This is a genomic window from Pseudomonas sp. GW458-11-26-14-LB4, assembly GCF_059423925.1.
This window is the reverse complement of sequence record NZ_JBWKYU010000011.1, coordinates 151951-178371: the sequence shown is the minus strand read 5'-3', so window position 1 is coordinate 178371 and position 26421 is coordinate 151951. Positions and strand designations below refer to the sequence as shown.

9 protein-coding genes are annotated in these 26421 nt (G+C 63.7%); 6 read left to right on the top strand and 3 right to left on the bottom strand.

Features of this window, described 5'->3' with window-relative positions; all coding sequences use genetic code 11:
* Window positions 1-67 precede the first annotated feature (67 nt).
* From AC07XZ_RS16735 to AC07XZ_RS16725, 3 genes are all read right to left on the bottom strand, one after another.
* On the bottom strand, window positions 68-1501 hold the full coding sequence (locus tag AC07XZ_RS16735; RefSeq protein ID WP_102686664.1) for a catalase: 1434 nt from the start codon (window positions 1499-1501) through the stop codon (window positions 68-70).
* A gap of 136 nt (window positions 1502-1637) precedes the next feature.
* Window positions 1638-2054, bottom strand: a complete 417-nt coding sequence (locus AC07XZ_RS16730; protein ID WP_102686665.1) for an organic hydroperoxide resistance protein — start codon at window positions 2052-2054, stop codon at window positions 1638-1640.
* 40 nt (window positions 2055-2094) lie between these two features.
* Window positions 2095-2499: a hypothetical protein gene (locus tag AC07XZ_RS16725; protein WP_102686666.1), complete on the bottom strand. Its 405-nt coding sequence runs from the start codon at window positions 2497-2499 to the stop codon at window positions 2095-2097.
* A gap of 550 nt (window positions 2500-3049) precedes the next feature.
* On the opposite strand from AC07XZ_RS16725, the gene AC07XZ_RS16720 reads away from it, so the two are divergent.
* The 6 genes from AC07XZ_RS16720 to AC07XZ_RS16695 all read left to right on the top strand — a co-directional run bounded on the left by AC07XZ_RS16720 (window position 3050) and on the right by AC07XZ_RS16695 (window position 26406).
* A complete protein-coding gene (locus AC07XZ_RS16720; RefSeq protein WP_158248201.1) occupies window positions 3050-3208 on the top strand; it encodes a hypothetical protein in 159 nt (52 codons plus the stop codon).
* Window positions 3209-3311: 103 nt separating this feature from the next.
* Window positions 3312-12320 carry a non-ribosomal peptide synthetase gene (locus AC07XZ_RS16715; protein ID WP_102686667.1) on the top strand — a complete coding sequence of 3003 codons (9009 nt, stop codon included), beginning with the start codon at window positions 3312-3314 and terminating at the stop codon, window positions 12318-12320.
* Entirely contained in the window at window positions 12317-16429 is a 4113-nt protein-coding gene (locus AC07XZ_RS16710) for a non-ribosomal peptide synthetase (protein ID WP_102686668.1), read from the top strand. The genes AC07XZ_RS16715 and AC07XZ_RS16710 overlap by 4 nt, the downstream gene beginning before the upstream one ends.
* A complete protein-coding gene (locus AC07XZ_RS16705; RefSeq protein WP_102686669.1) occupies window positions 16426-25521 on the top strand; it encodes a non-ribosomal peptide synthetase in 9096 nt (3031 codons plus the stop codon). Before AC07XZ_RS16710 ends, AC07XZ_RS16705 begins: the two co-directional genes overlap by 4 nt.
* Window positions 25518-26207: a hypothetical protein gene (locus AC07XZ_RS16700; protein ID WP_256590523.1), complete on the top strand. Its 690-nt coding sequence runs from the start codon at window positions 25518-25520 to the stop codon at window positions 26205-26207. The genes AC07XZ_RS16705 and AC07XZ_RS16700 overlap by 4 nt, the downstream gene beginning before the upstream one ends.
* The gene (locus tag AC07XZ_RS16695; protein ID WP_102686670.1) at window positions 26200-26406 is read left to right on the top strand and encodes an MbtH family protein; all 207 of its coding nucleotides are present in this window, start codon (window positions 26200-26202) and stop codon (window positions 26404-26406) included. The genes AC07XZ_RS16700 and AC07XZ_RS16695 overlap by 8 nt, the downstream gene beginning before the upstream one ends.
* Window positions 26407-26421: the final 15 nt, after the last annotated feature.

Here is a 26421-nt window from a genome sequence, read left to right as displayed (position 1 = left end):
GTACAAACAACAACGCCCGGATAATCCGGGCGTTGTTGTTTCGGCTCCCTGCCAGCGTCATTGCAGATCAGCCCAGTGCCTCAATGGCGTGCGCAACTCCTGCGCCATACGCCGGATCTGCCCGGGTGCAGTGGTCGATGTGTCGTTGTTTCGACTCTGCGCTGGCGCCATGGATCGAGCGTGCGGTGTTCTCGAACAAGACCTGTTGCTGGGCGGGGGACATGGTCCGGAACAGTGCACCCGGTTGCGAGAAGTAGTCGTCGTCCTCGCGGTGATTCCAGTGCCAGGCGCTGCCTTTCAGGGCCAGCGGTGGTTCGCTGAAATCCGGTTGCTCGGCCCACTGCCCGTAGCTGTTGGGTTCATAGCCGATGGTGCTGCCCGCGTTCGCATCGGTGCGCATCTGGCCGTCCCGGTGGTAGCTGTTGACCGGGCAGCGCGGGGCGTTCACCGGAATCTGGTGATGATTGACGCCGACGCGATAGCGCTGTGCATCGCCGTAGGAGAACAGGCGCGCCTGGAGCATTTTGTCCGGTGAAAAACTGATGCCCGGCACCACGTTGGCCGGGTTGAAGGCCGCCTGTTCGACGTCGGCGAAGTAGTTGTCCGGGTTGCGGTTGAGTTCGAGTACGCCGACTTCGATCAGCGGGTAATCCGCGTGAGGCCAGACCTTGGTCAGGTCGAACGGGTTGATCGGGTAGGTCCCGGCGTCCAGTTCCGGCATCACTTGCACGTAGAGCTTCCATTGCGGGAAGTGGCCCTCCTCGATGGCGTTGTACAGGTCGCGCTGGGCGCTTTCGCGGTCATCGCCGATCAGGGTCGCGGCCTGTTGATCGGTCAGGTTCTCGATGCCTTGTTGAGTTTTCCAGGTGAACTTCACCCAGAATCGTTCGTTCGCCGGGCTGATGAAACTGAAGGTGTGGCTGCCGAAACCGTGCATGTGGCGGTAGGTGCGCGGCAGTCCCCGGTCGCTCATGACAATCGTGACCTGGTGCAGCGCCTCCGGCAGCAAGGTCCAGAAATCCCAGTTGTTGCGGGCGCTGCGCATGTTGGTGCGCGGGTCGCGTTTGACCGCATGGTTGAGGTCGGGGAATTTCAAAGGATCACGCAGGAAGAACACCGGCGTATTGTTGCCCACCAGATCCCAGTTGCCTTGTTCGGTGTAGAACTTGATGGCGAATCCACGGATATCTCGCTCGGCATCCGCCGCGCCACGCTCCCCGGCCACGGTCGAAAAGCGGACGAACACATCGGTGGTCTTGCCCACGCTGGAAAACAGTCTGGCCTTGGTGAAACGGCTGATGTCGTGGGTGACCGTGAAGGTACCGAACGCGCCCGAACCCTTGGCGTGCATGCGTCGCTCGGGGATGACTTCCCGATCGAAGTGCGCCAGTTTTTCCAGCAACCAGACGTCCTGCAACAGCATCGGGCCTCTCGGGCCGGCCGTCTGTACGTTGTTGTTATCAACCACGGGCGCGCCCGCAGCAGTCGTCAGCTTGTTCATGCGCAACTCCTGGCTTTTGTCGGTTTCCCGCCATCACATCAAAAGCCCCGGGCGCGATCTATTGCACCATGGTGTCGCCGGATAGTACGAAGGTGTGGTCGGAAGATTAGGCGTTTTGCTGTCGGCAAAAGACGGATCAGGCGAGGGTGATGCTGACCTTGATGTTGTTGCGCGTGGCCTTGGAGTAGGGGCAGTTCTGGTGCGCTGCGTCGATCAGTTGGAGTGCTACTTGCGGTTCGATGTCCGGCAGCGACACCGCCAGTTGGGCCTGCAGGAAGAACCCTTGCTCCCCATGAGCCAGATCGACTTGCGCATCAACCATGGCTTGTGCAGGAAAACCGATCTTGCGCGCGTTGCAGGCGTGGCGCAGCGAGCCGAGGAAACAGGCTGACCAGCACACGGCGAACAATTGCTCGGGGTTGGTTCCGGAGCCGGGCGCACCCGGTGGCGACAGCTTGAGATCCAGTCGGCCATCGTCACTGCGTCCTGTGCCCTCGCGGCCGCCTGTGGTGCAGGTATGCGCGGAGTAGAGGGTTTTTTCGATATCGATCATGGGCATTCCCTGAAGAGCATTTCACAGCGAAAAGGGCGGTTCATGTTGCCCGTGTGGGTTCATGACATTCACGCGCAGACGCACCCGCCAGCGCGTCGGCCGTGGCCACGGCGTCAGTGCCGCGATGGCCCAGGTTGTCGAGCAGGATCGTGCGGGCGATCTCGATCAGCCAGGCGCGAAACGGAAAGCTCGGGTCATGGGCGGCCTGTTCCTGATAGAGCGCCCTGAAGGCCTGCTGAACGAGGCCGCCGGTGTCTTCGCGACGGATCCGCCCGGCCTGCACCTGACCTTCGTAAAAGGCGATGAGCAACGGCGTCACCGTCGCGAACAGCTGTTGCGCCTCACCCCGGCCATGCCTGACGGCGCCCGCGACCAAGGCATACAGTTCGTCGTTGCCGAGCCGGTCTGACTCGCACAGGCAAGTGTGGCGATAACCTTCAGCCATGGTCGAATCCCTCGCAAAACCATTGTTCGACTGAGCGCGGCTGCCGAAAAGATTTGCAGGTGGCCCGGCGTTCAGCGGTGAGATTCAAGCCTGCCTTCACAGCCGAATGACTACCAGTTATGCGTTGTTAGCGCTTGTTAGCGCTCGTCTGTTGCAGTGCTTGAAAGGGTGATTTTTCCGCTGGTCGATCAAGGCTCTGCGCGTTTTTTTCATGCCCTCTGCCTGGAAGAAACGGCGGAACGGTGTACGAGCATTTTTGACATCCCTGTCCCTTTGCCATCGTCACAATCAGGTAGGAAACGTCCGATATTTATTTCGCAAATTTCCTACATTTTGTTTGCCTCCCTAACAAAAAACGTGGTTATTATCCGCCGGCGCTTCGGGTCACAAACCCGGCGCCAGAAGATTGCCGTGCGTCTACAGACCCGGCAGTCGCAGCCGATCGGGACCACCCTGGCGCTGTCATCCCCGCGCAGGTTGTTCCTCGTCGTTGACCCTCAAATGGAAGTCGAGGTTTCAATTGGTCACGCGGTTTGCAATCGACGATGCAATGAACGGTGCGACGGATGTCGCCAATGATCCGGCCCACTTTCCAGTTGCCTGCGCCGACCGCGCGGCGGCGTTTTTCTCCAGCCTGTCTCCCCCCGAATTTCTGCGTGTGCCCGCGTTCAACGCGAGTCTGCACGCGCGCGCCGCGCCATCCTCCTGAATTCGAATGACCGTGCCGGCATCTGATGCCGGGGCCTGACTGGCGGGGCATTTCTGTCCCGGCCTGATCACAAAAATAATGTAGTCATGGACGGTAGCCTCCGATGCTCGACAACACTTCCTTGCGTGGGACGAATTCCGCGCAGCCCGACGTTTGCTCCTTGAAACCGTTCGATGCGGACCTGTGCGTGCACGGTCTGTTTGAAGCGCAGGTGCTGCGCAACCCCGAGGCCATCGCTGCACGCTGGCAGGAGGAAGCGCTCATTTACCGTGAACTGAACACCCGCGCCAACCGGCTGGCCCATCATCTGCGCAGCCTCGGGGTCGGGCCGGACGTGCGGGTCGGGCTGTGTCTGGAGCGTTCGCTGGAGATGCTGGTCGGCGTACTTGCGGTACTCAAGGCCGGCGGCGCCTATGTGCCGCTGGACCCGGCCTATCCGCAGGCGCGGCTGGCGCACATGCTGGCCGACAGCGCACCGCCGGTGGTGCTGACCCACGGCCAGGCGCGCGATGTTTTGCGGGCGGTGCTCGAACAGTCGGCGACTGCACCTGCGGTATTGGATCTGGCCGACGCTCATGATTGGGCTTCGCTCTCGGCAGACAATCCCGATCCTCACGCAATCGGTCTGACACCCCGTCACCTGGCTTACGTGATCTACACCTCCGGCTCCACCGGCACCCCGAAAGGCGTGATGATCGAGCATCGCGGGCTGGTCGCCGTGAGCGCCGACTGGGCGCAGCTCTATGCTTTGGGCGAGCCGATCAATCATCTGCAAATGGCGGGTTTTTCCTTCGACGTGTTCAGCGCCGACCTGATCCGTTCGCTGGGTTTTGGCGGCACGCTGGTGCTCTGCCCACGGGACACCCTGATGGACCCGCCGGCCCTGTATCGCCTGATGCGCGAGGCGCAGATTGGCTTTGCCGACTTCGTGCCGGCGCTGCTCAATCCGCTGCTGGCGTGGGTCGAAGAGACCGGCCACGACCTGTCGTTCCTGCGCACCGTGGTTTGCGGCTCCGACATCTGGACCGCCCACAGCGCACGGCAATTGCGCAGGCTCTGCGGTGAGCGGGTGCAGATCGTCCAGGCCTATGGCGTGACCGAAGCGAGCATCGACAGCACCTGTTTCGAGTTCACCGAAAACAGCCCGATCGACGCGGTGCTGCCCATCGGCCGGGCACTGCCCCATACCCGGATTTACCTGCTCGACGTTGACGGCGCACCGGTTGCCGAGGGCGTCGCAGGCGAGTTGTACATCGGCGGCGTCGGCGTGGCGCGCGGTTATCTGAACCTGCCGCAACTGACCACCGAGCGTTTCATCGACAACCCGTTCGAGGCGGGCGAACGCCTTTACCGCACCGGAGATCTGGCGCGTTATCGGGCTGACGGTCAGCTGCAATTCCTCGGCCGCAACGATTCCCAGGCCAAGTTGCGCGGCCTGCGTCTGGAACTGGGGGAAATCGAAACCAGGCTGGCGGACATCCCGGGTATTCGGGAAAGCGTGGTGCTGCTGCGCCAGGACAGTCCCGGTGAACCACGTCTGGTCGCCTACTACTGCGAAAAACCAGACACCACTTTGAGCCCGCGTTCCCTGCGTGAACAGCTGCAAGTCAGCCTGCCGGATTACATGGTGCCGACCGCCTTCGTGCGCCTCGACTCGTTGCCGCTGACCGCCAACGGCAAGGTCGATCGGCCCGGTTTGCCGGCGCCGGACGCCGAGGCGTTCGATCAGCAGGAATACCAGGCACCCGAAGGCCCGCTGGAAACCGCGCTCGCCGCGATCTGGGCCGACGTGCTCGGTGTCGAGCGGGTGGGACGTCAGGATCAGTTTTTCGCCCTCGGCGGTCACTCGCTGCTGGTGATGCGCGTGCTGGCGCAGGTTCGTCATGCGCTGCAGCTGGAAGTCGCGCCTTCGACCCTGTTTGCCGCGCCGGTTCTGGCGGAGTTCGCCGAACGGCTGCAAGCCAGTCAGGCTGCGGCTCGCCCGGCCATCACGGCCCTTGAACGCACGGGCGCGCAAACGTTGTCGTCTGCTCAGCAGCGCCTGTGGTTTCTGGCGCAAATGGAGGGTGGCAACGCGGCGTACCACATGCCGCTTAACCTGCGTTTGCGCGGTTCGCTGGACGTGCCGGCACTCGAACGCAGCTTCAATCAGCTGGTGGCGCGCCATGCTGCGCTGCGCACCACGTTCATTGCCGTTGAAGGGGAAGGGCGACAACGGGTTTCGCCGCCGGCGCACAGCATCCGGCTGACGGTGACTGACGTGCAGGGGCACGATGCGCAAGAGCGTCTGACCCGCTTGATCGACGAGGAGGGCGCCAGACCGTTCGACCTGAGCCGCGGCCCGTTGATGCGGGTCAGCCTGCTGAGGCTGGCGGCGGATGACCATGTGTTGCTGCTGACCCAGCATCACATCATCTCTGACGGCTGGTCGATGGGTGTGCTCACCCGCGAGCTCGGTCAGCTGTACGCAGCGGCGTTGCAGGATCGCGACGATCCACTGCCGCCCTTGCCCGTGCAGTACGTGGATTACGCCGTGTGGCAAAAGCAGTGGCTGTCCGGCGACGTGCTGGAGCAGCAGAGCCGGTACTGGCGCGAGACCCTCACGGGCGCGCCGGTATTGCTGGAGTTGCCGACCGATCACAAGCGTCCGCCCGTGCAGGATTATCTCGGCGGTTTTGTCCCGCTGGTCTTCGACGCCGCTTTGACCGCACGCCTGAAAGCCCTGGGCATGCAGCAAGGCACCACGCTGTTCATGACTCTGCTGGCCGGGTTTTCACTGCTGCTGTCGCGCCTGTCGGGGCAAAGCGATGTGGTGATCGGCGTGCCATCGGCCAACCGCCCGCAGCAGGAACTGGAAGGGCTGATCGGTTTCTTCGTCAACACCCTCGCGCTGCGCATGACTCAGTCCGGGACGCCGTCGGTGGCGCAATGGCTGCAACAGGCGCGGCGAGTGGCGCTGGAGGCTCAGGAACATCAGGACCTGCCGTTCGAGCAAGTGGTGGAGTTGCTCAATCCGCCGCGCAGTCTGGCCCACAGCCCGTTGTTCCAGGTGTTGTTTGCCTGGGAGCAGGATCAGGATTCCGATCTGCTGCTGACCGGGCTGGACGTTACGACGGTCGAGAGCAGTCATCACGTGGCCAAGTTCGATCTGCAACTGGCGCTCAGTGAGCGCGACGGGCAGATCGTCGGTGGTCTGGAATATGCCTCGGGCCTGTTCGAGCGCGACACCGTCGAGCAGTTCGGCGAGTACCTGCGCCGGGTGCTGACGCAGATGGTCGAGGACAGCCAACAGTCGCTGGCGAGGATCAAGCTGCTGAGCGCCGAGCAACACCAGCAGATCGTTCATGACTGGAACCGCACCGCCCGGGATACCGCATCGTTGCCCGGTTGCGTGGCGCGCTTCGAAGCCCACGCCCGGCAGACGCCCGACGCCGTGGCGCTGCTCGCTGACCGTGAGCAGCTGAGTTACGGCGAGCTGAATCGCGCCGCCAACCGCCTCGCGCATTACCTGATCGAACAAGGCGTCGGCCCCGAGCATCGCGTCGGCTTGTGCCTGGAACGCTCGCCGCAAATGGTCATCGGCCTGCTGGCGATCCTCAAGGCCGGCGCGGCGTACGTACCGTTCGACCCGGCTTATCCGAGCGAGCGGCTGGCGTTCATGTTCAGCGATGCCGCGCCGACCTTGCTGCTGACGCAATCGAGCCTGGTATCCGGGCTGCCGGCCAACGAGGCGAAGATCTGCTGCCTGGACACCGACGCAGCGCAATGGGCGCAACACCCGACGGATGATCCGCAAGTCAATGTGAGCCCGGAAAACCTCGGCTACGTGCTCTACACCTCCGGCTCCACCGGACGCCCGAAAGGCGTGGCCCACAACCGTCGTGCGCTGGACAACCTGATCGCCTGGCAGCTTGATCAAGCCACGGCACCGCAACGCGTGCTGCAATTCGCCTCGCTGAACTTCGACGTCTCGTTCCAGGAAATCTGCAGCACGCTGTGCCAGGGCGGCAGCCTGTTGCTGATGACCGAAGACAGCCGCAAGGACCTCGCCGCGCTGCGCCCGACTCTGGTGGCCGAAGGCGTGCAGCGGGCGTTCCTGCCGTTCGCCGTGTTGCAGCAACTCGCCGGCCTGACCGAGGCCGATGCTCCGATGCCGGCCGGCGGCTGCGGGATCATCACCGCCGGTGAAGCCCTGCAAATCAATGACGAGCTGCGCGGTTTTGTTCGCGGACTCGGTGGCGCGCAACTGCACAACCAGTACGGGCCGACCGAAACCCACGTGGTCAGCCAGTTCAGCCTCGACTGCAATGAGACCGAATCCTGGCCGGACGCGCCGCCCATTGGCCGTCCCATCGCCAACGCGCGGCTGTACGTGCTGGACGAGCACTTGAATCCAGTCCCGGTCGGTGTGGCGGGCGAGTTGTACATCGCTGGCGCCTGCCTGGCCCGAGGGTATCTGAACCGTCCGGACCTGACCGCTGAACGCTTCCTGCCGGACCCGTACAGTGGCGAGCCGGGCGCGCGGATGTACCGCAGCGGCGACCTCGCGACATTCCTGGCCGACGGCAACGTGCAATACCTGGGACGCATCGACCAACAGGTGAAACTGCGCGGCTTTCGCATCGAACTCGGCGAGATCGACAGTCTGCTGCATCAACAACCCGGCGTTCAGGAAGCCGCCGTATTGCTGCGTGAGGACGTGGCTGGCGACAAACGTCTTGTGGCTTACGTGGTCGGCACTGCGACCAGTGAATCCCTGCGCGCCGAACTGCAACGCCAGTTGCCCGAACACATGATCCCAAGTGCCTGGGTCCGGCTCTCGCAATTACCGCTGACCCGCAACGGCAAGCTCGACCGCCAGGCGCTGCCGGCACCGGAACGCAGCGCCGGCGCGACTTACGAAGCGCCGCGCAACGACATTGAACGGCAAATGGCCGAGATCTGGGCCGAAGTGCTCAAGTGCGAACGGGTCAGTATTCACGACAACTTCTTCGACCTCGGGGGCCATTCGCTGCTGGCGACGCGGATGATCTACGCGATCAACCAGCGCATGGGCGCGCAACTGTCCCTGAGCAGCCTGTTCCAGACCCCGGTGTTGCTGGATCTGGCGGCGCAGGTTTCGCGTGATGATCAGAGCATCGAACCGGCGTTCATTCAGATCGAACCGGATCGCGACAATCGACATGAACCGTTCCCTCTGACCGATATCCAGCAAGCCTACTGGTTCGGTCGCGAGGCCACGGTCAGCCTCGGTGGCGTCAGCGCTCACGGTTACGAAGAACTGCGCATTCCCGAGTTCGACGCCGAGCGTTTCGAACAAGCCTTGAACCGCATGATCCTGCGCCACGACATGCTGCGCGTGGTGTTCCTCAGCGACGGCACGCAGCAGGTGCTGGCGCAGGTGCCGACCTATCGCATGCCGCGCAGCGATCTGCGCGGTTTGCCCGCCGATGTGGCGCAGCGCACGCTGGAAGCGACACGCGAACGCCAGTCCCATCAGGTGCTGGACGCCAGTCGCTGGCCGCTGTTCGAGTTCAGCCTGTCGTTGCTGGATGACGGCATTACCCATTTGCACATCAGCCTCGACGCGCTGATCGTCGACGCCGCGAGCACGCAGATTCTCGCCCGCGAACTGATGGTGTTCTACGTTGATCCGAACCTGGAACTGGCGGAACCGGGCCTGACTTTCCGCGACTATGTTCTGGCCGAACAACAGCTGCGCAACGGCCGCCGTTACGAGCAGGCGCTGAGCTACTGGCGCGACCGAGTGACTACTTTGGCCCCGGCGCCAGACCTGCCATTGGTGCGCCAACCCGAAAGCATCGCCAACCCGCACTTCACCCGCCGCGACCGCGACATGTCGGCGGCGCAGTGGACGCAGCTCAAAGCCGTGGCCAAACAGTTTGCCGTGACGCCGTCGGTGATGCTGCTGACCGCGTTCAGCGAAGTGCTGGCGCTGTGGAGCCGCACGCCGCGTTTCACCCTGAGCCTCCCCCTGTTCAACCGCATGCCGCTGCACCCGGATGTCGATGAAATCATCGGCGATTTCACCTCGCTGGTGCTGCTGGAAGTCGGCATCGACGGAACACAAACCTTTACCGACAAGGCCCGCGCCGTGCAGGCGCAACTGTGGCGCGACATCGACCATTCGGTGGTCAGCGGCGTGCGGGTGCTGCGCGAATTGTCCCAGGCCCGGGGCGTGCAGCAGACGGCGATGCCGATCGTGTTCAACAGCACACTGTCGGAAGCGGCGCCGGAGTTGGCCGAGTTCAACCTCGCCGACGCGTTGAACGCCAGGCACATGCACAGCATCACCCAGACCCCGCAAGTGTGGCTCGACCACACGTTGCTGGAGCTCGAAGGACGCCTGTTGTTCAACTGGGACAGCATCGACGAGCTGTTCCCGCAAGGCATGATCGAGCAGATGTTCGTCGCCTATAACGCGCTGCTCGACAGCCTTTGCGAACCGGCAGCCTGGGGCGCGAACACGCCACAACTGCTGCCGCAGGCACGCTTGCCGGCACCGGTCGACCATCAGCAAACGCTGCCATTGATGCACGAACTGTTCGAACGTCAGGCCCTTGCCACACCGGACGCACTGGCGGTGATCGGCATGCGACAGCTGACGTACGCCCAGCTTCGCTTTGAGGCCCGACAACTCGGCGCCCGATTGCAAGCACAGGGCGTGCTGCCGAACCGCTTGGTCGCGGTGGTGATGGAGCGCGGCTGGGAACAAGTGGTCGCAACGCTGGCGATTCTGTATGCCGGCGGCGCTTACCTGCCGATCGAGCCGACGCAACCGGCGGAACGGCTGCGGCATATTCTGGAGCGGGCCGAGACGAGTCTGGCCCTGACCCAACCGGCGCTGCTCGACAAGATCGAATGGCCGGCGCAAGTCACGACCATTGCCGTGACCGATGAAGTTTCAAACGATGGACTGTCACTGCAACCGGTGCAGGTGAACGAAAGCGACCTCGCTTACGTGATCTACACCTCCGGCTCCACCGGTCAGCCGAAAGGCGTGGTGATCGACCATCGCGGCGCGGTCAACACCTTGCTCGACATCAACCGGCGCTTTGCCGTCGGCCCGAACGACCGTGTATTGGCGATCTCGTCGCTGAGCTTCGACCTGTCGGTCTATGACTTCTTCGGCACGTTGGCGGTGGGCGCGGCGGTGGTCATCCTCGACCCGCAACTGACCCTCGATCCGGCGCACTGGCTCGAATTGATCAAGCGTCATCACGTCAGCCTGTGGAACTCGGTGCCGGCGCTGCTTGGCATGCTGGTCGAGTACGTTGAAGGCGAGGGCGGAGCGTTGCCTGCCAGCTTGCGAGTGGCGATGCTGTCCGGCGACTGGATTCCGTTGACCCTGCCCGAGCGGGCCTGGGCCTTGCAGCCGGATTTGCAACTGATCAGCCTGGGCGGTGCCACCGAAGCGTCGATCTGGTCGATCTGTTACCCGGTACAGCACGTCGACCCGGCCTGGCGGAGCATTCCCTACGGCAAGGCCCTCGATCATCAGCGCTTCTACGTGCTGGATGAAGCGCTGCAAGTGCGCCCGACCTGGGTTGCGGGGCAGTTGTACATCGGCGGCATCGGTCTGGCGAAAGGTTACTGGCGCGATGAAAAATTCAGCGCGGGCAGTTTCTTCAATCATCCACTGACCGGCGAACGGCTGTATCGCACCGGCGACCTGGGCCGTTTGCTGCCCGACGGCAACATCGAATTCCTCGGTCGCGAAGACAATCAGGTCAAGGTCCAGGGTTATCGCATCGAGCTGGGCGAGATCGAAGCCGCGCTCAATCGCCATCCCGGCGTGCAGAGCGCGGTGGTGCGGATTCTTGGCAGCACGCTGGGCGAGAAACGTCTGGCGGGCTACGTGCTCAAGGCCGATCCGGCGTTGCAGGCCAGCGATTTCAGCGCGTACCTGAGCGACAAGCTGCCGGCCTACATGATTCCGCCGTCGTTCACCTTTGTTGAAGCGTGGCCGTTGTCGTCCAACGGCAAGGTCGACAAGAAACGCCTGCCGGAGCCTGAGCAAGTCGAGGAGCAAGGGCCGGCGCTGGAAGTCGACGGCCCTCAGGAACAGCGGCTGGTGGAAATCGTGCAGGATGTGCTCAAGCGCGAATCGATTGCCGCCAACGCCAATCTGCTGAACCTCGGCGCAACGTCGATCGATATCGTCCGGATCAGCAACGCGTTGTCCGGCGCCTTGCAGTTCCGCCCGCACGTGGCGCAACTGCTGGCCCAGCCGACGTTGCTGCATCTGCTTGGCATGTACCGCCAGAACCGGGCGCGGCAGGATCTGCTCGGCAACGTGCAGCAGGCTCCGGAGCCCGTGCAGGACATCATCGAAGATCCCCAGCAGCGGGCGCAGTTCAAGGCCGAACAACGCGGACGCCGCGACTTCGCTCAGACTTTGCCGGCAGTGGCACTGGATCTGCCGCAAGACCCGGCCTTCGCCCGGCGTTTGAGCGATTACCGCTCGGTGCGTCAATACGACCTGCAACCGATCGCCGCCCAGGCCTTCGCGCACGTACTGGCGGCGCTGGCTCAAGGACAACTCGACGGCGAAGTGAAATACCAGTTCCCGTCGGCGGGTGGCCTTTACCCGATTCAGGCGTACCTCTACGTCAAGCCGGATCGCGTGCTCGGCGTGCCCGGTGGCGCGTATTACTACGATCCCCGCCAGCATCGTTTGCTGGCGCTCCAGAGCGGAGCGCTCGACCCGGACACCTACGACTATTTCGTTAACCGTCCGGTGTACGAGAACGCCGCGTTCTCGCTGTTCTTCATCGCCGACATGGCCGCGATCCGCCCGCTGTATGGCGAGCGCAGCCGCGACTTCTGCCACATCGAAAGCGGTGCCATGGCCCAGTTGCTGAGCATGACCGCCGTCGAGCACGGGTTGGGCCTGTGCGGCATCGGCTCGGTCGAGGAACAGCAACTGACGACGCTGTTCGACCTCGGGCCGAGCCATGAATTGATCTACTCGATGATCGGCGGGCTGCGCACAGCCGATGAACAACACCGCGCGCCGGTCGAGGCGTTTGCCATCGAGACTGTGACCGCCAGCCTGGACGACGAAGACATGGAGGAGTTCGAAGTATGAATGCCGATCAATTGCTGGCGTTGTTCGCTCGCCATGGCGTGGTGCTCGAGGTGGACGGTGACAGGCTGCGCTGCAAGGCGCCGCGCGGGTTTCTCACCGAAGAGCTGACCCAGGCGCTCAAGCGTCACAAACAGGAACTGATCGCCTTGCTCGGCGGGCACGATGACGCGGCGATTCCCCGCCGTGCCGGCGCGCACGCGTCCTGGCCATTGTCGTTCTCGCAGCGGCAACTGTGGTTTCTCGATCAACTGGAACCCGGCAACCCGTTCTACAACGTGCCGACGGCGGTAACACTGAAAGGGCAGTTGGATGTCGCGCAGCTGGAGCGGGCGCTGAACGAATTGGTGGCCCGGCACGAAGTCCTGCGCACGACGTTTTGCAGCGTGGACGGTGAACCGCGTCAAGTTGTTCATGCATCGATGCCGCTGTCGTTGTCGGTAACGGATCTGCGCCATTTGTCTGCCGAAGACCGCGAGCAGCACGTGCGATCCGCCGTCGAGCAGGACGCCCGGGCGCCATTCGATCTGGCGAGCGGGCCGTTGCTGCGGGCGTCGTTACTGCGCGTGGCCGACGATGAATACCTGTGGCTGTACAGCGTGCATCACATCATCGCCGACGGCTGGTCGATGGGCGTGATCCTGCACGAAGTCGCCACGTCGTACGGCGATTATCTGCGTGGCGAAACCCCGACGCTTGCGCCGCTGCCGGTGCAATACGCCGACTACGCCTGCTGGCAGCAACAGCGAGTGGGCGGCGCCGTGCTGGACGCACAGCTCGATCACTGGCGGCGCACCCTGGACGACGCGCCGCTGTTGTCGACCTTGCCCGCCGACCGGCCGCGTCCGTTGGTGCAGCGCTATGTCGGGGCCACGTTCAGTTCCTCCGTCGATGGCGGCACCTTGCGTGAACTCACGGCGCTGGCCCGGCAGACCCAAGGCACGCTGTTCAACGTACTGCTCGGTGCTTTGGCTGTGTTGTTGTGGCGCCACAGCGGTCAGCAGGATCTGTGCATCGGCACGCCGTTCGCCAACCGTAATCGTCCGGAAGTCGAGCCGCTGATCGGCCATTTCGTTAACACCTTGGTGCTGCGTCAGCGCCTGAATCCGCAGCAAACCTTCGCCGAGCTGCTGCGCGAGGTGCGGGGTCAGATGCTCGACGTCCACGCCCATCAGGACGTGCCGTTCGACCGCGTGGTGGAGGCCGTCAACCCGCAGCGCGATCCCGGTCATTCGCCGTTGTTTCAGGTGATGCTCGTGTTGCAGAACACGCCAGGTAACGCGGTGCAGATGCCTGGCCTGGAACTGGCGCCGTACGGCACCAGCAGCGCCACAGCCAAGTTCGATCTGGCGTTCGAATGGGTCGAGCGGGAAGGGCGGCTGGACTTGCTGGTGGAATACAACACCGACCTCTACGACATCGCAACCATCGAACGCCTGAGCGGGCACTACCGTCACCTGCTCGAACAGATCGCCGCCGACGCCAAGCAACCGATCAATGCCTTGCCGCTGATGAATGAGGCTGAGCGTCAGCAAGTGCTTGTGGACTTCAACCGCGCCGCGCCACTGACGCAAACGGCGCCCTGCGTGCATCAACTGGTTGAAGCGCAGGCCGCGAGCAACCCTCAGGCCTGCGCGGTGGTGTTCGAGGGTGAATCCCTGAGCTACGCCGAACTCAATGCCCTGGCCAACCGACTGGCGCGGCATTTGCGCACCTTGGGCGTCGGCCCGGATGTGCGCGTGGCGGTGTGCATCGAGCGTTCGCTGGAATTGCCGGTGGCGCTGCTGGCGGTGCTCAAGGCCGGTGGCGCCTACGTGCCGTTGGATCCGGATTATCCGCTGGGACGCCTGAGCCATATGCTCGGCGACAGCACGCCGGCGGTGCTGCTGACACTTGGCTCGGCGCACGCAATCTTGCGTCAGGCCGTGCAGGGTTCGAACTGGGAAGCGCCGATCCTCGACCTCGAAAAGGACGCCGCGAGCTGGGCGTCGTTGCCGACGGACAATCTCGACCCACGCAATGTCGGCGTCACCCCTGACCATCTCGCCTACGTGATCTACACCTCCGGCACCACCGGCTTGCCCAAGGGCGCGATGGTCGCCCATCGTGGCTTGAGCAATCTGCTGCTGTGGTGTTTGCAGGTCTGCGGCGAGGCGGGGGCGATGCTGCACAAGATTCCGTTCGGTTTTGATGCCTCGGCGTGGGAGACCTTCTGGCCGCTGGCAACCGGCGGGCGGCTGGTGATCGCACGGCCCGGCGGGCATTACGAACCGGCGTATCTGGCTCGCGAGGTGCGCGAGCAGCAGGTCACGGCGCTGGTGTTCGTGCCGGCGATGTTGCAGCTGTTTCTGGAAGTCGACGAGGTCAGCCAGTGTGTGTCGCTGACCGATGTGTTCAGCGGCGGCGGTGAACTGCCGCCCGCGCTGGCGCGGCGCTTTCAGGAGCGTCTGCCCCATGCGCGGCTGCACAATGTCTACGGCCCGACCGAAACCACGGTGATCAATAGCATCTGGACCCTGGAGCCCGGCGCCGAGGTACCGGCCCGGCAACTGCCGATCGGTCGGCCGATTTCCAACAACCGTTTTTATGTTCTTGATGACCGCGATGAGCCGGTGCCGGTTGGCGTGACCGGGCATCTGCACATTGGCGGCGTCGGCGTGGCCCGGGGTTATCTGGGGCTGGCGCAGCTCAGTGCCGAGCGCTTTATCGACAATCCCTTTGTCACAGGTGATCGGCTCTATCGCAGTGGCGATCTGGCGCGTTATCGCCCGGACGGTCAGCTGGAGTTTCTGGGTCGCAACGACTTTCAGGTCAAGTTGCGCGGTGTGCGCCTGGAGCTGGGTGAGATTGAAGCCCGACTCGAAGCATTCGCGGGTATCCGCAGCGCCGTGGTGTTGATGGTCGGCGAAGCAGCGCAGGACCAGCGGCTGGTAGCTTGTTGCGTGGTGGCAGAGCCCGTGGACGAAGCAGCGGTGCACGCCCATCTGGCGACAACCCTGCCCAGAGCGGTGATCCCCGGCAGCTATCTGTGGCTCGACGCGCTGCCGCTGACCGCCAACGGCAAGGTTGATCGCGCCGCGCTGACCGCGTTGGCGGACGAAGAAATGGTCAACCGTCAGGTCAACCTGAGCAGCCCGCGCGACCACATCGAACTGGCGCTGTACCAGATCTGGAAAAGCCTGTTGCTGGCGCCGCAGATCGGCATTCGCGACAACTTCTTCAATGTCGGCGGCACCTCCATCGCCGCGATCAAAATGGCCCATGAAATCAGCCAGCAGTTCGCGGTCGAAGTGCCGGTGCGCGTGGTGCTCAGCTACCCGACCATCGAAGCGCTGGGCGGCTGGCTGCGGGTCGGGGCGAATCCGGCGCTGGCTCAGAGCAACCTGATCGAATTCCGTCGTGGCAGCGGCCAGCACAACGTGGTGTGCATTCACCCGGCGGGCGGCACGGCGTTCTGTTACCTGTCGCTGGCCAAGGTCCTGCCGGATGAAACCGGCGTGTACGGGGTGCAATCGCCGGGGCTGAATCCGGGGGAAAGCACTGAACCGACGGTCGAAGCGATGGCCGAGGCTTACTTGCGCCAGATCGAACCGCTGACACAGCAACCGCTGATCCTCACCGGGTTGTCGTTCGGCGGCCTGGTGGCCTATGAAATGGCGCGGCGATTGACGGCGGCGGGGCATCGTCAGGTGACGGTGGTGTTGCTCGACACCCAGGGCAGCGACGATCCGGGTTTCCGCGAGCAGATCGGCACCGTGGACATGGCCGAGTTCCGCGACAAGCTGGTGCGTTTCAACGGCATGTACCCCGGCATCGAAGACGCGCAGGTCGAACGCTATTTCAACATCTACAACCACAACCGCCTGGCCATGGCCGCCTATGAGTGCGCACCGCGCGCCGGTCGCGTGGTACTGATCCAGGCCCGGGAAGATTTCAGCCGCCATCAATTGCATGAGCTGCGCGGCTTCTGGCGACGCCGCGCTGGCAGCGGTTATCTGGCGAAACTGGTCAGCGGCGGGCACTGGGACATGCTCGAAAGCGCGGAAATCCACCGGGTCTCGCAAATCATCCGTCGGGAGCTGCAACGCTTCGACGCGCAGGAGGCGAAATGATGAGTGCGTCCAAAGACATGCCGTTGCTCACGCGTTTCGCCGAGCAAGTGCGGGGTAATCCGCAAGCTCCGGCGGTGATCGATCAGTCGCTCACGCTGACTTACGCGCAACTGGCCAGCGCCAGCGAACGTATCGCCCGTGGGTTGCTGGCGCGCGGTGTTGAGCCCGGTCAGTCGCTGGCGTTGTGCATGCCGCGCTGCTGGCAGTGGCTGGCAGCGATTATCGGCACCCTGAAAGTCGGCGCGGTGGTGGTGCCGCTGGATCGCGCCAGCCCACGCAAACGCCGGGAACTGATGCTGGCGGATGCGGCGTGTGTCGGCCTGATTACCCTGGATGAAGAACCGCTGTGGTCGCCTTCACTGTGGCAAACCAGCGTCGAGGCTTTGCTCGATCAGCCGGACGCTCCAGCGCAAGCGCTGGCCGAAGACTTTGCCGAGGTGATGTTCCTGTTCTACACCTCGGGCACCACCGGCACGCCGAAAGCGGTCGAGGTGGGCGAGCGCGGCTTGCTGCGGCTGGCGCACACCAACGGCTATATCGAGATTCGCCCGACGGACCGGTTTGCCTGCCTGTCCAACCCGGCGTTCGATGCGTGCAGTTTCGAGCTATGGGCGCCGCTGCTCAACGGCGGTTGCTGCGTGATGATCGCCGACGAGGACGTGCTGGACGCGCGACGTCTGGCGGACGTGCTGGAGCGGACGCAGGTCGACAACCTGTTCATGACGGTGTCGCTGTTCAACACCTTGATTGCCGAGTGGCCGTCGTGTTTTTCCAGCGTGCGTCAGGTGCTGATTGGCGGTGAGCAGATCAGTGCCGCCGCTGTTCGTGGTTGGTATCGGGACAATCCTGAGAGCCGCTGCCGGATTTTCAACGTCTACGGCCCCACCGAATGCACCACGTTTGCCTTGTGCTGGCCGATCAGCCGCGACTTTGCCGGCGACTCGGCGCCCATTGGCCGACCGTTGCCGGATACCGGTGTGTTGGTGCTGGATGAGCAGCAACGGCCGGTGCCGCCGGGCGAGGTGGGCGAGCTGTATTTGAGTGGCAGTGGCGTCGCCCGTGGCTATCGCAACCGTCCTGAAGAAACTGCCCGCCAGTTCGTTCGTTTGCCCGACCTCGACGGTGGTGCGCAGGTGCATTACCGCACCGGTGATCTGGTGCGGTGCAATGCCGAAGGCTTGATCGAGTACCTGGGGCGGGTCGACCGGCAAGTGAAGATTCGCGGCTTCCGGATCGAGCCGGGAGAGGTGGAGCAACGGATGCTGGAGTATCCGGGTGTGGCGCAGGTGTACGTCTGCACCCGGCGGCAGGCGGCTGAAGATCATCAGTTGCTGGCGTTCATCGTGCCTCGCAGGGATCTGGACTATCACAAATTCGAAAACCATCTGCGAGCGCAACTGGCGCCGTATATGCGGCCGCATCAGTTGTTTCTGCTGGAGCGCCTGCCGCTGACGGCCAATGGCAAGATTGATCGTGACGGATTGCTGGCCCAAGGGTTGAGTCCGTGGCATCCAGCGATGGATGCCGTTGACGATGGCGCTCTTTCGCCTGCGTTGAGCTGGCTACTGAACGAAGCCCGCTCGCTGCTCGGCCAACCGGCCCTGAGTGCGCAGGATGACTGGCTCGGCAGCGGCGGCGATTCGCTCAAGGCCATGCGCCTGCGCTCGGCGATTCGTGTTCGTTGGCAGCGCGAGATCGCTCTCGACACGTTGCTCAACGAGCCTTTCTCGTCACTGGCCGAACAACTGACCGGTGAAACGAACGGCGATTCGATCTACCCACCTGCGCCCCCGATCAGTAGCGCCAAACGCCTGCCAGCCACCGCCGAACAGCGCCGTTTGTGGCTGTTGCAACAACGCTCGCCGACCTCAACGGCTTATAGCGTGCCGCTGATTCTGCAACTGGCGGCGGGTGTCGAAGTCGCCGCACTTTCCGAAGCCGTCGGGCGACTGGTACAGCGTCATCCTGGATTGCGCACGGCTTTTGCACCCGGTAGCGACGGACTCGATCAAGTAATTGCCGAGCAGGGGCCGACCTGTCGAACCTTCGCGGTCGGGCATTTCACCGAGGACAACTGGCAGGCCTTCGCAGAACTGGTGTTCGCCGCGCCGTTCGATCTGACCACGCCCAACCTGTTTCAGGCCTGGCTGTTGCCGTTCGCCGATGGCAGCTGCCGGTTGTTGCTGAACTTGCATCACATCATCGTCGATGGCTGGTCGGTGAACCTGCTGTTCGACGACCTGGCGCAGCTTTACGCCGATGTCCTGCAAGGCCGCGACAGCCCGCAACCGGCCGCCCGGTTGACAACGCTGGAGTTTGGCCAGTGGCAGCGCCAGTGGAGCGTCGATCCGCATTATCGCGACCAGCGCCGCGCCCTCGCCGAATTGCACCGCCGTCAGGAAGAACCATCGTCTGCATTGATGCCAATGCGTGAAATCAGCCCGGACGCCCGGTTGCACCGCGAACCCTTGGGCACTCTCCGTAGCGCTGCCCTCGAACGCTTTTGCACCCAACAACGGCTGACCCGTTTCGAAGTGCTGTTCAGTGTTTTCGCCTGGAGCCTGTACGCCCTGACCGGGTGCGAGCGGCCACGGATCGCCAGCCCGGTGTCCAACCGGCCGCTGGCGGAGTTCGAAGACACCGTCGGCATGTTTGCCAACACCGTGCTGATCCCCACCGCCGTTGAAAACCCATTGCCCCTGAGTGAGCAGTTGCGCAAGCAGACCGCCACTGTGCGCGAAGTGCTGGCGTTGCAGGACGTGGCGCTGGCGGATCTGGTGGAAGACCTGCGGCTGTCGTCGAGCCCCTTGCTGTTCGATTTCATGTTCGTGCTGGAAAACACCGATTACGCCGCGTTGGCCGACTCGAACCTGCGCGCCACGCTGGCATTCAACCAGCAATTGCACGCCAAGTGCCCGCTGACGTTGTTGATGGTGGGCAGCGGTTCGCAACTGGAATGCTGGTGGGAATATCAGTGCAGCTATTTCGATGCCGAACAGATGCGGGCGGTGAACGCATTGTTCAGCCGTGGTCTGGATTTGTTGCTGGAAACTCCGGCGGCCAATCTCAACGATTTGCTCAGTCCGTATCGACGCAACCTGCCACCGGCCAGCGAAGGTCCGCAGATTGCGCTGCCGTTCAACACATTGGCGGATGGGTTCGAGCATCAAGTGCATTGCACGCCTGAGGCGGTTGCGCTTGTTCAGGGACAGCACCGCCTCACCTACAGCGAACTGAATACGCTGGCCGATGCTCTGGCGGCGACTCTGATCGAGCGACATCCATTTCCAGCCGGGAACCCGCCGCTGCATGTCGTGCTGTTCCTCGATGCCTCGGTGGAACATATCGTCGCCTTGCTGGCGCTGGCCAAACTCAACCTGACCGCCGTGCCGCTGGATCCTGCTTATCCGGTGGCGATCCAGCGTCAGGTGCTGGAGCAGGCGCAACCGCACTGTGTGCTGTTCAGCGACACGACGGCGGCCGCACTCGACGACCTGAACGCCGGGCGATTCGCCACGCATCGGATCGATCTTCACGCCGATGCCGAAGCGTTCGAGCGTCCGCGCCACGCCGGCGAGCGGCCGCTGTACACGCTGTTCACCTCCGGATCCACCGGCACGCCCAAAGGTGTGCAAGTGTCCGAGCGCACCCTGTGCAACCTGCTGCAATGGCAGCGCACCGAAGGGCAGTTGCCGGCGAAAGCGGTGACCCTGCAGTTCTCGATGCTGTCGTTCGATGTGTCGTTCCAGGAGATTTTCAGCACCCTGTGCGGCGGCGGTTGTTATCACCTGATCACTCCGCGCTGGCGTCAGGATGCCGAGGCGTTGCTGGATTACATGGTCGAGGCGCGGATCGAGCGCCTGTTCCTGCCATACGTGGCCTTGCAGCATCTGGCGCAAACCGCCTTGAACCGGGGCATTTACCCGTCGGCGTTGCGTGAAGTGATCACGGCCGGCGAGCAACTGCTCTGCACCGACGCGCTGCGCAACTGGTTCGGCGGCATGCCGCAAGCTTCATTGTTCAACCACTATGGCCCGACTGAAACCCACGTGGTCAGCGCCTTGCGCCTCCCGCCCGTGGCGCGGGACTGGCCATTGCGCGCACCGATCGGCCATGCCGTCGGCAATGCGCGGTTGCTGCTGGTGGATGAGCACGACCGCCCGGTGCCGATCGGCAGTCGTGGTTATCTGTTGGTAGCCGGGCCGATGGTTGCCCGCTGCTATCTGGCAGATTCTGCGCTGAACGCCGCGCGGTTTGTCGAGCTGGCAGACGGCTGTTTGTACTATCGCACCGGCGATCTGGCGTGGGCCGATGCCCAAGGCTGCCTGCATTACCTGGGACGTGACGATCAGCAGATCAAACTCAGCGGCCATCGTCTGGAACTGGGGCAGATCGAGGCGGCGCTGATGCAGGTGCCGGAAGTGGTCAACGCGGTGGTAGCGGTTCAGGCCGATCCGCCCCGGCTGATCGCCTGGCTGCAACTCGATGGCCAACCTGCGACGTCGCAAGCGCTGGATCGTCAGGTCGCGCGGTGGCTGCCGGCCCATGTGCGAATCGATGAATACCGACGGATCGACCGCTGGCCACGCACCCCCAGCGGCAAGATCGATCGCAAGGCCTTGCCGAATGTGGGCGAGGCGTTGGAACGGCGCAGCACGCCAGCACCGGTTGTTCAATTGACCGCACTGGAACGGCAACTCAGCGAGTTGTTCCAGGCCGTCATCGGTCGTGACATCGAGCCGGAGCAGACCTTCTTCGAGGCCGGCGCCACCAGCCTCGGCTTGATGCGTTTGCATGGCCGTTATGCCGAAGAGCTGCCGCACAAGGTGACGATGGCCGATCTGTTCGAACAAGTCACGGTGCGGCGGCTGGCGGCGCATCTGTCGACCGCGCCTGTGGACGTGGCGGAGCGTGTACGGCAGACCGATGATGGTCATCAGCCGATGGCGATCATCGGCATGTCGGTCAATGTGGCCGGGGCGCAGAACCTGTCCGAGTTCTGGGCGATGGTGCAAGGCAATGGGCTGGGCATCGAGCACTTTGCTGCCGATGACGGGCTGGTCGGCGCCCGCAGTCAGCTGGCGGGCATGCTCGATTTCGATCCCGAGTACTTCGGCATCAGCCGCCAGGAAGCTCGGCTGATGGACCCGCAACAGCGGCATCTGCTGATGGCGTGCGTGCAGGCCCTGCAACACGCGGCCATCGTTCCTTCGACCGGCGGCCCGCGCATCGGCCTGATCGCCAGTTGCGGCGAAACCACCTACTTCCAGCAGATGCTGCGCGAAACCGCCGAAGACGATCTGCCGGACGGTTTTCAACTGGCGCTGCATCACGACAAGGATTTTCTGGCGACCAAAGCCGCGTATCACCTGGACCTCAACGGCCCGGCCCTCAGCTTGCAGGCCGCTTGCGGCAGTTCGCTGATCGCCGTGCACCTGGCCAGTTCGATGCTGCGTCAGGGCGACAGTGACGTGATGCTCGCGGCCGGGGTGCTGATCGACCCGACCCTGACCGAGGGCTACCGGCATCGCTCGCAGCACATCTTTTCCGCCGACGGTCTGTGCCGTCCGTTCAGCGACGATGCCAGCGGCACCCTCGGCGCCAGTGGTTACGGCGTGGTGGTGCTCAAACCGTTGGCCAAGGCGCGGGCCGATGGTGACCGGATCTATGCGTTGGTCGAGGGCTCGGCGTTGAACAACGATGGCCGGGCCAAGATGAGTTACACCGCACCGTCGGTGGCCGGGCAGAGCGCGGTCATCCGCGATGCCCTGAGTCGGGCCGGGTTGACCGGTGCCGACATCGGCTACATCGAGGCCCATGGCACCGGCACCTTGCTGGGCGATCCGATCGAGGTTGCGGCGTTGACCAAGGCTTTCGGCGATGCGCCGGTCGGTCATTGCGCGCTGGCTTCGGTGAAAAGCCAGATCGGTCATTTGGGCGCGGCGGCGGGCGTGGTCGGGCTGATTCGCGCCAGCCTTGCGGTGTTCCATGGCGTGCTGCCGCCGAACCTCGGTTTTGGCCGGATCAACCCGCAGATCGATCTGGAACATTCGCCGTTCTACGTGCCGACCACGTCCCGGCCATGGCCGCAAGGGCGGCGGCGACTGGCCGGTGTCAGCAGTTTCGGGATTGGCGGGACCAATGCGCATGTCATCGTCGGTGCTGCGCCCACGGCGCAGGAAAGTGTCGAGGAAACGTTGCCGCTGCTGATGATTTCGGCTCACAGCCGGGCGGAGTTGCTGCGCGATATCGCGGTGATTCGCGAATATCTGCATGCGAACCCGGAACAGCAGACTGCGTTGCTGCGGCACTTGCAGTCAGGTCGCCGGCAGTTGCGCTGGCGCTTCGCAATGGTTTGTGGGACGGGTGAGGCCATTCCATTGCAGCCGACAGCGATCAAGGAAGTCACGGTCTCAAGCGCGCAGGTGATCGCCCGAGATCAATCGCCGCAGGAACTGCTGGACGCTTGGTACGAAGGCGCGAATATCCAGTGGTCGCAGCGCTCGGCACCGCCGCCCTGGGATTTGCCGCCGTCGTCGTTCGATCTTCAGCCGTATCGTTTCCAAACCGCTGTAGCTGCCGAACCTGATGCGCCAGCCCTTGAGCGACAACCGCTAGCGGACTGGTTTCACCAGCGGCAGTGGGTGCGCACCCGACGTCTGAGCGCGACAGCGACGGCCGGATCCCGTGAGGTGCTGATTCTGTGCAGCCATGAGGCGCCGGAATCGACCTTGCTGGCGAGCCTGAACACTGTCTATCGACGCGTGATTCATGTGCGCGCCGGCAACGGCTTCAAACGCTTGAGCCCGGACCGTTTCGAGCTTGATCCGCTGGACACCGAAGCCCTGAACCGGTTGCTCGCCGAAGTTGCAGAATCTGTCCTCGGCGAACTCGACTGGCTGCATGCCTTGCCGCTGGCGGTGTCGGGCGCGGTCAACGAGCAATCGCTGGATCTGGCGCAGTGGGCTTGCCTGGACACGGTCAGTGCGCTGATGCAGGCCTGGGGGCAAACCCCGCGCACGACACGTCTGCGCTTGTGGTTGATGTCATGGCAGGCGTGTCCGGTGGACGGCGAGGTTCAGCGTCCCGAATTGGCAGCGCTGGCCGGCATCACCGAAGTGGTGCCGCAGGAATACCCGGTGCGTTGCCACTGGCTGGACTGGCCGTCGCCACGTCTCGAAGCGCAGGCCGGCGAGTTGGCAGCGTTGCTTGCCGATCCGGTTTCGTTGCCTCGGCGAATGGCGGTGCGCGACGGTTACCTCTGGCAGCCACGCTTGATGCCTCAGCCATTGACCGGCCCGGCAACGACGTCACTTTTACCGGAAGATGGAACATTCCTCGTGCTGGGCGGCAGCGGCGGCATCGGTCGGACCTTGTGCGAACACCTGCTACGGGCACCCGTGCGCCGTGTGGTGCTGATCTCGCGCCAAGGGCAATTGCCTGAGTCGCTGGCGGCGTACGCTTCGCGAATCGACTGCATCAAAGCGGACATCGCCGACCTGCCACGCTGGCCGCAGATCCTCGATCAACTGGCCGTTCGTTACGGTCGCCTGAGCGGGGTGATTCACGCGGCGGGCGTCGGTGCGGGCAGTCTGATTCGCCACCGTGATCCTCGGCAAATGGCCGAGGCCATGGCCGCCAAGACTCGCGGCATGCTGGCGGTCGAGGCGTTGATCGAGCACCTGAAGCCGGGATTTGTCCTGTACTGCTCGTCGATGTCGGCACTGTTCGGCGGCGCGGGGCATGTGGATTACGCGGCGGCCAGCGGGGTGCTCGACGGCTTCACTCACTATCGCTCGAACCCGGCCGACGCTTGCCTGCGTCTGGGGATCAACTGGGACATCTGGCGCGACATCGGCATGGCCACCACCAGCAACGGTGGAGACGCCGCGCATCTGGAGCATCTGACGGTCGGTTTGTCGGCCGAAGAAGGCTGTCGGGTGTTCGATCTGGCGATGGCGACGCAGTTGCCGCAGCTGCTGATCTCCACCACCGGCATCGACACGGCACGGCGGTTTTATCCGGTTCGTCACGGTGCTGTGGCCACCCCGGTTGAGGCGCCGAAGGGCGTGGATCTTTCGACGCGCTTGCGTGAGTGCCTGTGCAAGTGGCTCGGTGTGGCCGAGCTGGAAGATGACGATTCGCTGTACGACCTGGGCGCGGATTCGCTGACGCTGCTCGACCTGATCGACGAACTGCAAGCAGCCACCGGCGAGGTTTTCCAGCTGTCGCAATTCAGCCACAAGGTCAGCCTGAGCGAGGTGCTGGGGCTGGTCTCGACCGCTACGGTTGAAGAGGCTCCCGGCGTAACACTGCAGGGCTGGCACGACGCAGTGCGGATCGATCAATGGCATGCCGGTGACGGCCGTGATTGGCTGTACCTGATCCACCCGGTGGGCGGCGATGTTCAGGCCTATCGGGAACTGGTCTCGGCGCTGCCGGCGGAACTGGGCGTGTGCGTGATCGGCGATCCGGCGCTGCGTCTGCCGCAGTTGCCGAACGTCAGCGTGGAGGAACGTGCACGCTGGTATCTGGAGGCGATCAAGGAGCATCTTCCGCACGGCAGCACTTGGCGTCTGGCCGGCTGGTCATTCGGTGCATGGGTGGCGCAGGCGCTGTGTCATCAGGCCCAAGTCGACGGTTTCCGGCAACCGTTGCTGTACCTGATCGACCCGCCCGCGCCGGATGCCGGTAGCGAACTGGCCGACATCGACGAGCAGACCATCGAGCAGGTGTTCCAGCGCGAGTTTGCCCAACGCTGGCCGGAGGTCGAAGGGCAGGGCATGGCCGAAGAACGCCAGGCGTATCTGCAACGGCTGACGGTGTGCTGCCGCAACAACATGACCAGCATGATCGACTTCCAGCCGCCAGCATTGGCGACCACAGTGGTGCGGCTGTTCAGCGCCGGGCACGCCAATCCTTACGGGCTGGGCAACGACTGGAACCCGGACGACCTGCAACGCAACTGGCAGGCCTTGCTGCCGCAGTTGCGCAGCTGGCAAACCCTGGACACCGATCACTACGGCATCGTGGCGGGCCGCTGGGCGCGGTTGCTGGCCGAAGTCATCGGTACGGATGAGCCATCGCCATGAGTGAACCGATCTCGATGCCGCGATGGCTGCTGAATTTAGTGCAAGTGCTGTGCGAAACCGGACAGGCCGACGACCTGCGCAAGCGGATAGACAATGGCGAGGGTGCCGTGCCGTTGCGGCTGTTTCATCTCTGGCAGGCCGACGTGGTCATGCCGATGCTCGGCGAAGCCGTGCCGGAACATCAGCAGGCGCTGCTCGCGTTGCAAAGCCTGCATCAGCGGGCGGCGCTCGGCGTGATCGGGCGTCAGGGCGAATGGCGAGCCACGCTCAAACCGGTGTTGCTGGCGCTGTATCGCAAGGCCTACGCCTACGACGCTGCTTACGCCAAGGCCCACGCCAGTGCGCTGACCTACGGCCTCGCACCGGCCAACACCGCGATGATTGCCGAGCACTTTGGCGACGCCGAGGCGTTCGCCGAGTATTACGCGCAATTGAATACCGAGGCCGCTGCCACCGCATTTGCCCAGGCTCATGCCAGTGCCAACGCCGAAGTGTCGGCCCGGGCTTTCGCGGACGACGATGCAGACACCTGCGCTCAGGTCTGCGGGGCGTCCGTGCGGGTTTACGTCGGGGCTTGCGCGCAGACCGATGAACAACGAAATGCCGTATTCAACCAACTCGCCGCCGGGCTCGAGCGAAGCCTGGCCACGCGGCAATCCCGTTCAACAGGAGAACGACATGAATGACGCACAACTGCAATTCGATGTGGTGATCAACGCTCAGGGTCAGTATTCCCTGTGGCCGGCGGGCAAGCCGATGGCCAGCGGCTGGAGCGAGGCGGGGATGCGCGGCGAGCGTCAGGTCTGTCTGGATTACATCAACGAGCACTGGATCGACATGCGCCCGCGTTCGCTGCGCGAGCAGTCATCGGTGGCGTTCCAATAAAAAAGGTGAGGGAAC